General features: G+C 60.1%; 8 protein-coding genes and 3 pseudogenes. 3 read left to right on the top strand and 8 right to left on the bottom strand.

Annotated elements, in window-relative coordinates; translation table 11 throughout:
* Window positions 1–726 precede the first annotated feature (726 nt).
* Window positions 727–1017: a hypothetical protein gene (locus tag MAXJ12_RS28585; RefSeq protein ID WP_139044082.1), complete on the top strand. Its 291-nt coding sequence runs from the start codon at window positions 727–729 to the stop codon at window positions 1015–1017.
* Here the strand turns inward: MAXJ12_RS28585 and MAXJ12_RS28580 are convergent.
* The 3 genes from MAXJ12_RS28580 to MAXJ12_RS28565 all read right to left on the bottom strand — a co-directional run bounded on the left by MAXJ12_RS28580 (window position 1014) and on the right by MAXJ12_RS28565 (window position 4227).
* Complete coding sequence (locus tag MAXJ12_RS28580) at window positions 1014–1238, bottom strand: hypothetical protein (protein WP_008839611.1); 225 nt, start codon at window positions 1236–1238, stop codon at window positions 1014–1016. The two genes, MAXJ12_RS28585 and MAXJ12_RS28580, sit on opposite strands and share 4 nt — an antisense overlap.
* A 1019-nt stretch (window positions 1239–2257) precedes the next feature.
* A complete protein-coding gene (locus tag MAXJ12_RS28570) occupies window positions 2258–2920 on the bottom strand; it encodes a response regulator (protein ID WP_040588543.1) in 663 nt (220 codons plus the stop codon).
* Window positions 2917–4227, bottom strand: a complete 1311-nt coding sequence (locus tag MAXJ12_RS28565; RefSeq protein WP_008839607.1) for a sensor histidine kinase — start codon at window positions 4225–4227, stop codon at window positions 2917–2919. Before MAXJ12_RS28565 ends, MAXJ12_RS28570 begins: the two co-directional genes overlap by 4 nt.
* A gap of 608 nt (window positions 4228–4835) precedes the next feature.
* On the opposite strand from MAXJ12_RS28565, the gene MAXJ12_RS35900 reads away from it, so the two are divergent.
* On the top strand, window positions 4836–5219 hold the full coding sequence (locus MAXJ12_RS35900; protein WP_244421631.1) for a DUF1612 domain-containing protein: 384 nt from the start codon (window positions 4836–4838) through the stop codon (window positions 5217–5219).
* 56 nt (window positions 5220–5275) lie between these two features.
* Here the strand turns inward: MAXJ12_RS35900 and MAXJ12_RS35895 are convergent.
* A pseudogene (locus MAXJ12_RS35895) lies at window positions 5276–5568 on the bottom strand (transposase); the annotation flags it as partial.
* A 172-nt stretch (window positions 5569–5740) separates the two neighbouring features.
* Between MAXJ12_RS35895 and MAXJ12_RS35890 the strand changes: the two are divergent.
* On the top strand, window positions 5741–6082 hold the full coding sequence (locus MAXJ12_RS35890; RefSeq protein ID WP_244421630.1) for a sigma factor: 342 nt from the start codon (window positions 5741–5743) through the stop codon (window positions 6080–6082).
* Here the strand turns inward: MAXJ12_RS35890 and MAXJ12_RS28560 are convergent.
* The 4 genes and pseudogenes from MAXJ12_RS28560 to MAXJ12_RS35885 all read right to left on the bottom strand — a co-directional run.
* Window positions 5982–6332, bottom strand: a pseudogene (locus tag MAXJ12_RS28560) (transposase); the annotation flags it as partial. The gene MAXJ12_RS35890 and the pseudogene MAXJ12_RS28560 sit on opposite strands and share 101 nt — an antisense overlap.
* Before the next feature lie 119 nt (window positions 6333–6451).
* Window positions 6452–6679 carry a hypothetical protein gene (locus MAXJ12_RS28555; RefSeq protein WP_139044081.1) on the bottom strand — a complete coding sequence of 76 codons (228 nt, stop codon included), beginning with the start codon at window positions 6677–6679 and terminating at the stop codon, window positions 6452–6454.
* A complete protein-coding gene (locus tag MAXJ12_RS28550) occupies window positions 6676–6861 on the bottom strand; it encodes a DUF3606 domain-containing protein (protein WP_008839602.1) in 186 nt (61 codons plus the stop codon). The genes MAXJ12_RS28555 and MAXJ12_RS28550 overlap by 4 nt, the downstream gene beginning before the upstream one ends.
* A 345-nt stretch (window positions 6862–7206) precedes the next feature.
* Window positions 7207–7526: pseudogene (locus MAXJ12_RS35885) on the bottom strand (SOS response-associated peptidase family protein).
* Window positions 7527–7638 lie beyond the last annotated feature (112 nt).

Here is a 7638-nt window from a genome sequence, read left to right as displayed (position 1 = left end):
CTTAGGCGTCCGGTGCGGAAGTGCAGCGATGGCACCGATTTTGCGATTCAGAGCAAAAAACACTCGCTGTCATGGGAGGGCGCATTCTCGAACATGCAGCGGCAAGGCATTCTGGCTTGATGGATTTGGGGGATTGGGCGGGCATGAAACGAACGATATACGCAATTATCTGTGTGGCCTTGATCGCTGCAGGCTCGGCGTTGCTCTTTTCGATGTCTCTCGACCCGCCGGGCGAACCGTTTACGTCGAGCAAGTTGCAGGACGGCTAAATCCTGGAGGCACTCACGAACTGGCTAGCAATACCGAGGCACGATAACCGCAGCCGATCCGGAAACATCCGCACTGGCCAAGTGAAGCGCGAGCGAGACGGTTGGGCCTATGGCGGCATTTTGACCTGACAGATCCCATCATTTGAGAAGCACGTTCGTTCGCAGTCCGTATCACGTCCACCAAGCTCGGATGAACACCTCGTTCCCACACCTCCATTGTCCGCTTTGACTTGCCAGGTCCAATGATTGGAGACGGAATGGCGATAGTGTCGCCTCTCTTTTAGGAAAGGAGGCCCCGCAAATTTCCCCAAGGCCAATATCGCAACGCAAGCCGTTGTGTCAGCATCCATCGCCGCTTGCTCCGAGCATGCAGGCGTATCTAAATCAGACAGGGATGCCCGCAAGCTGCCCAATGAAACACCGCGGCTACGGCCTGACGTGCAACTGGGAGTTCGCCATGAAACAGTCATTCCGCTACACGCGGGGAATACGTACCGCAGTGGTCTTTGCAGTCCTGACTGCGACAGGCGCGGCGGCTGAGACGTACAAGAAATACGGTTCGGAAGCCGGCTGGGACATCTATGTCACCGATGGCCAGGATCGCGGCTGCCTGATGAGCAAGAACCTGACCGAGGACACACAGTTTCAGATGGGCATCGTACCGGCGGCGGAAGCACGCGGCTACCTCGCGCTTTACAGCAAGGCGGATGCAGAGATCGGCGCAGGAGAAAAGGTTTCTGTTCGCTAAGGCTGCTTATTGTTCAGGGAGACGAGCCGAAGACCTGCCCAGTTTCGCTTGCAAACCCGTCTCAGATCATTGTGGATCTGCGCATCGTCCAGAACGTCAGCGGCCTCGGGGTAGCCTTCGTCTTTCAGGGTTGAAATGATGGTTCTCGGATCCACGTGGCATCCGCTAGCAGCTAACGCGTAAGCACGGGTGTAGATATGGTCCTTGCGCTTGTCGTCCATCGGTGCCTGCCTGAGCGTTACTTCTGACCGGTGGGCTCGGTAGATGATACGAATTTCACAGTCATTTTTGTTTCCTGGTTTCTGGAAACCCGCCATCCGAGAAAGGGGACTGCTGGGTGAATGGTTCTGCAAACCGGACCAATGACATGGCCGAACCGGATTTTGGCGGAGCAGCCTGGGACCATTTCTCTCACGCGATAGGCCTTAAGACCCATACCCGCGGCGCATTGGGCTTGCCCGGCGAAAGTCATGGAACGCGGAGCGCGGAGTGTCTGTTGTCGCCACAAGAATCCTGGCCCGTGAAGCATGACCGACACGAGAGAGTCTTATGGAGAAGAGCGTTTATCAGCTCGTTGGTTGCTTGGGCCTATGTTCGTCGCGGGGTTTGGCCTCATGATTGTCGGCCCATTGATCGGCTGACGATGCTTACGAGTTTTCACCTGTCGGCGCAGTCACGTCCCTTCCTGCGCTGATGCCCGTCGGACGGAACGGTCCGGCGGGCGGTCCGTTGAGCCAGAGGTTGGTGCGAACATATCTGCGTCGTCAAATAGTATGGATAGCGAATGAACGCCTCCCGGAGGGTTTTTTTCAGGCAGTTTTTGGGCGTGCTAACGCTCGCCGGGATTACCGCCTGTCCATATGCGATCCGGCTTTCTGCTCATACCCCCTTGGTTTCGAATGCCGCCCACGCGCAGGGCAATGGGAGCGGAGGCGGGAAAGGCAATCGAGGAGGCAATGGCAGCGGAAATGGAAACGGAGGGAATGCCGGCGGGAAGGGACAAGGGGGACCAGGATCAGGCGCCGGCAACACGAATTCGGGTCGCGCCCGCTCCCGAGGCGCTGACCCCGACGCGAGCATAGCACACGACAATGGCATGCGGGAGACGATCCAAAAAGGACGCTATGAGATGCGCGATGCCCAGGGACGCACAATCGTCAATCGCCCGGCGACGGCTATGGACTACCTGCGCTTGAAAGTGGCGCGCTAGCGCTCCTGGATACAATGCCTGGAAAGCGCTCTAACGGCGTGGAAAGCTGGCTTTGGCAGAGTTGTGGTATTTCATGGCTGCTTCGGTTCGATTGCTGGCCTGAAGCTTCGACAGAATACTCGACATATGATGCTTTACCGTCTTCTCGTGAAGATCGAGCTTGATCGCGATTTGCTTGTTGCTCAGACCGACTGCCACGAGACTGACCACCTCAAGCTCGCGGTCGCTTAGAGACCGGATGGGGTCGGTCGTGATTGGTGAATGCGGCGCACTGGATAAATTGGACAGGAGCCGCGCCGAAAGGCTCGGCGTCACATAGGTCTCTCCGGCGGCCACGAGTGAAAGAACCTCGGCCAGCCCGCGCGAACCTATGCCCTTCAAGACATAGCCCTTGACGCCTTGATTAAGTGCGGCCGCAACATCTTCGCTGGCTTCCGAGACCGTCAGGACGACAATTCGGCTGTTCGGACTCAGGCTGAGAATGGGTTCGATTGCTTTCAGGCCTTCGCCCGGCATGGAAAGGTCCATAAGAAGGATCTCCGGCCGCTGCTCTCCGGCGATCCGAATAGCGTCCTCGCGCGAACTGCCTTCGGCGACTATTCTGTACCGTCCCGTTTCACTCAAGCTGCGAATGACTCCCTCGCGAAACAGCGGATGGTCGTCAACAACTGCTACTGAAATGGTAGAGGTCATATTCCGTCGGGTTCCTCCACGTCGAGTGTCATTACCAGCATCGTGCCCCTCTCGGATGTATCCAGCCGGAAGCGTCCGCCGAGACTCTCAATGCGTTCCCGAATTCCGGCTATCCCTATGCTGTCTGGCCGGATATTGGCCGGATTGAACCCTGGTCCGTCATCCGACACCGCAACCGAGAGTTTCCCCTTTTCGAGATTCATCGATACGGTCTGCCGCGCGCCGCGGCAGTGACGGTAACCGTTGTTCAGCGCTTCCTGCAGGAAGCGAAAAACGCATATCCGTTGCGACAGGGGAATTGTTGCAGTGAGTTCCTGGACCTGGCGTTCCACGACCGCGTCGGTCCTGCGTTCGTAGGCATCGACGGCGTACGTCACGACCTCCGCAAGGCTGGCTGTCTCGATCTGCGGAAGCACGAGCCCCTGGCAAATGGTCCTGATCTCCTGTAGAGCTTCCTCAAGAGACGAGCGGATCTCGTGGATCTGCCGTTCGCGGACTTCTGGCGCGCCGTCTTCCGCCAACACTATTTCGCTGTCGAGGCGAAGCGACGCGAGCGCGACGAACTGCGCTGGCCCGTCGTGGAGGTCGGCGCCAAGCCGGCGCAAGTAGCTCTCGTTGAGGGACGTAGCCCGCTGGGTTGCCCGCTGGACCCGCAGGTGCAGGGCGCGATTTTGTTCCAGAAGCGCCGTCAACTCTGAGACCCGGGCTTTGAGGTCGAGGGCCTGCCTGTCGATTGTTCGGCTGCCGCGCAGCACGACCATGCCAAGTGCAAGAAAGAACGAGGCGGTGACCACCGCCACGGCCGCCCAACTCCTCAGTCGCGCGTTCTGAAGCGTCGCCTCGAACTCATGGGCGAATTCGTAAAGTTCTATGACGGCGACGACATCGCCGGACCATGGTTGCAAGACCGGATTGTAGATCTCCAGAAGTGGTTCCGAAGGTGCTTCCTGCGAGCCTTCATCCAGCAAGTTGAAGTGATTGTAGTTGGCCACCATGTTACCGGCAAATGCCTGCTGGAGGTCCGGCGTCATCGTGAACTGCCGGCCGATCACCCTGTCATCGTTTGCATACAGGACGGTGCCGTCGCGGGCCCAGAGCCTCATTGCGAATAGCCGACGTCCCAGCGCCCCCTGATCCAGCGTTTCGTCAAGTGCTCGCCTGACCACATCGTCAAGAAGCGAGCTGGTTCGCATGTCGGGCAAAAGAGGCGCGATTACGCTGTCCACGTAAAGCGCCGTCGTCGCGGCGATATTTCGCGTCACAGCTTTCTCGATCAGCGAGGTTATCACTGCGCCGACCAGAATCATGGCGAGCAATGACACCAGCCCGCCCAGAGCGAGGAACTGGAACGCTAGGGAAGACGAATTCCACCTGCGTATGAGTTGCCTCAGAGGCCTCGACCTGCGCGCGGTCACCTCCCTTTCCACCAGGGAAGCAGCGTGTTTGTAGATGGGCGCGACGACCACGTTGCTCTCACCTCTGGGCCGACCGGGCTGCTCACTCCTCAGTCGGAAGCAACCTCGGGCCATGTGGCTAGATGGGTGAGGGTGAACGATCCGGCCAGAGGTATGTTCCGCGTCGCTGCACCACGCCGACGCCAGGCGTCGCGGTCCGCCATCGCGAGAATCTCCTCCCGGTGATCGTCGCGCCAATCTGACGTGTCGCGACGATGTCGCGGTACGTAACCGCTACGATCTCGACATGGAACTATCTGGCCGGGCGTTTGGCACGTGACGAGACGGTCTTTGCAGGCGCCTCGACCGGAGCGATATCGTCCCGGCATTGAGGGTTGCCGAACGGCCGGGGCCAAGCAATACGGTGGCGACGCTGATCGCCGATTCCGGCCTGCGTCACCTCAGCATCTATGTGTTCCGCGCGCCTGTAGCACGCTGCGCACGGCGATCCTGCTCGAGGCATGGACCGAGATCGGGGTGCTGCAGCATGCCGCTGGCTCGCGCCGCTGCTCGTTGCCGCGCTGCTGCGAGAGGACGGTCTTGCCCACCATCCGGCCTGCCTGCATCTAGGCCAAAAGAACATTCCGCGGGAGAGAAGGCGGGCAGGCAATCGCGGCGATCGGCTGCTGGCTTTTCTCGATCTGATCCACGAGGCAGCGCTCGCCGGGCTGAAGGAGCACGATCGGCTAGTGCTGGCGAAAAACCAGATGGCGCGGCGGTTGCGCGACCGCCGCGCCAGCTCGAAACTACCCCGGCCTGTTCGAGCTGGTGCTCTCGGGTCCGCTAGTCTCCACCGGCATGATCCAGGCGGCGCTATAGGCAGGTGCGCTCAACCTCGTCCGTGACATTCCCGTCCAGCTCGGCACATCGTCGAACCTTGGTTGGCTCGCGGATGAGCAGCGAGCTTCGGCCCGGCATAGCCGCCGTCGGCGAAGACGTGTCGCAGCCCACCGCCAGCGTTCCAGAATGGTCTTGAGAGCAGCCGGTGCGCCGTCCCGGTCCTGGATATCGGCGGCGTGGACGAGGAGACCGACTATCAGGCCGATGGTGTCGACAACGATGTGACGCTTGCGCCCGTTGATCGTCTTTCCCCGCGTCGAGGCCACGAATTCCGCCGCTTTACCTGGTCTTGACCGATTGACTTCTGTCGATCACGCCCGCCGTCGGGCTCGCTTCCCGACCCTCAGCTTCGCGCGCCAACGGGACGCGCCAAAACCGGAAGATCGAACTGCTCCACAACAAGGGCCGATTTCCTTGGTGAGCAGACCTTTGGTCCTCTAGAGTCCCAAGTCTCCACCGGGCTGCAGACCGAAAACCCGGAAAACGCTTATTCTCATAGTAAGCTGATGTATCTGGAGCGCCTATCATGAAGCCGACCGGATCCACCGAGGCAGTGAGGATCGAGGACCTTGACGACGCGGGGCTGGTTGAACACGCGCGACAGCGTGACCCTGCTGCATTCTGGTTAATCATCAAGCGTCACAATCAGCGGCTTCACCGGGTCGCCCGCGCCGTCCTGAATGACGACACCGAGGCGGAGGACGTACTTCAGGAGACCTATATACACGCCTTCACCCATCTGGCCGAATTCCGCGCGGAGGCGCGGCTGTCCAGAACGTCTCGGCTTCGGACGGGCCGGTGGCAACGCCCAGCACCTCGCGCTTGCCGTCATCGTTCACCGCGACGGCGATTATCACGGCACGGCTGACGATCCTGCCGCCCTCGCGCACCTTCAGGTAGGTCGCGTCCAGCCAGAGGTAGAGCCAGGCGCCCTCCAGCGGCCGCGTGAGGAAGGCATTCACCCGCTCGTCTATGTCGGCGCAGAGGCGGCTCACCTGGCTCTTCGACATGCCGCCAGCGCCCATCGCCTTGACCAGATACGGGATTCGGTTCCGGTGGTTCTGCAAGCCATGAACGAACGGCGTTGCCAGCATGCCCGGCCGGGCGCGCCGATGGGGATACCGATCGAGAAGCCAAACGCCCAGTGGATCAAGCCCGGCCTTATCGGGCATGTCCGCTTCCTGAAGGGTGAGGGCGGCTTGCGCCAAGCAACGCTGACCAAGGTGAGGGACGAGGATTAATCCGCCCGGCAAATCACCTCCTTGAACATGGTGCCGTTGCGGTTGAACGCCCGGAGATGATCGAGCGTGCGGGCGTCATCCATCGTGTCGCCCCAACTGCCGACGATGGCCAACAGCTCGTCGGCCGCACCGAGCTTCGATAGGGCAAAGTACAGTTCGTTGACGATCGCCCGCCTGGTGGAGTCCTCGGCGGAGGGAACATACATCTGGGCTGAGCTTTTCATTTCTTCAGCTTCCTGGCCTCGCGCTCCAGCATGCCACGATCATTGCCGTGGCGCTCAATCAGGCGCTTGGCCTGTGCCGGCGAGATATCAAACTTATCGGCGAATTCGCGGACATCATAATCCTGGTCCGCTGCCACGCTGGCGCGGTTCTGCCCGCCAATTTTGGTCTTGTAGTTTGCCATCGAGGTCTCCTGAACATGAGGGCGTCAACCCGTCGGGCGCTGTTTTGTTCCGCACCCCGCGCCAGTCAGTTCTTTTTGTCTGCGTGCAGTTCCTTCACGTATCTGGGCCGAGATCTCCTCCAGCCAACGGATCATGAATTCCTTTCCTTTAAGGCGGGTCCCGTAGTCCACTCCAAGCGCCACGAGCTCGAAGATGATGACGGATACGTCATTTGCCCTCCTTCTCCAGCTCGATCAGGTGCTTCCAGATTGCCTCACGCGGCGTGCGCGTTATCTTGGGCATAGCAGTCACTCAAAGGGAGTTGATCGGCTGGATGCAGTCGGCCTGCTCGTATTTCGACGAATTCACCTGTCTGCCGACGCGAACTCAAGCTTGCCGTTGAGGTTCTGCGAAAGCACCTGCTTCGGAGCGGAATTAGAGCGGTCCAGCCAGGCGTCATAGGCCGACTGGTCGAGGATGACCGGCATGCGGTCGCGGATCTGGCTTACCGGCTCGCGGGCGGCGCCGTGATGATCGTGCAACTTGTGATTCCGAGCGTCTTATTGTGAGCCCAGAGCCCGGCGAACGAGAATGGGGCATGTTCGGGCAGGTGGAAGTGCCAGGGGTCCTTGCCGCCGCCGTCAGCCGGTGATTTCGTCCATTCATAGTAGCCGTCGGCTGGGATCAGGCAGCGCCTTGACCGGAAGGAATTCGAGAAAGCTGCTGAGGTATCAACGGTTTCTCACCTGGCATTGAACATCGCGCCCTTCGGCATCTCCTTGGCCCACCACGAAACC

Source organism: Mesorhizobium alhagi CCNWXJ12-2, assembly GCF_000236565.1.
Classification (GTDB): Bacteria; Pseudomonadota; Alphaproteobacteria; order Rhizobiales; family Rhizobiaceae; genus Allomesorhizobium; species Allomesorhizobium alhagi.
The sequence above is the reverse complement of the archived record's forward strand: the minus strand, read 5'-3'. Positions and strand labels throughout refer to the sequence as shown.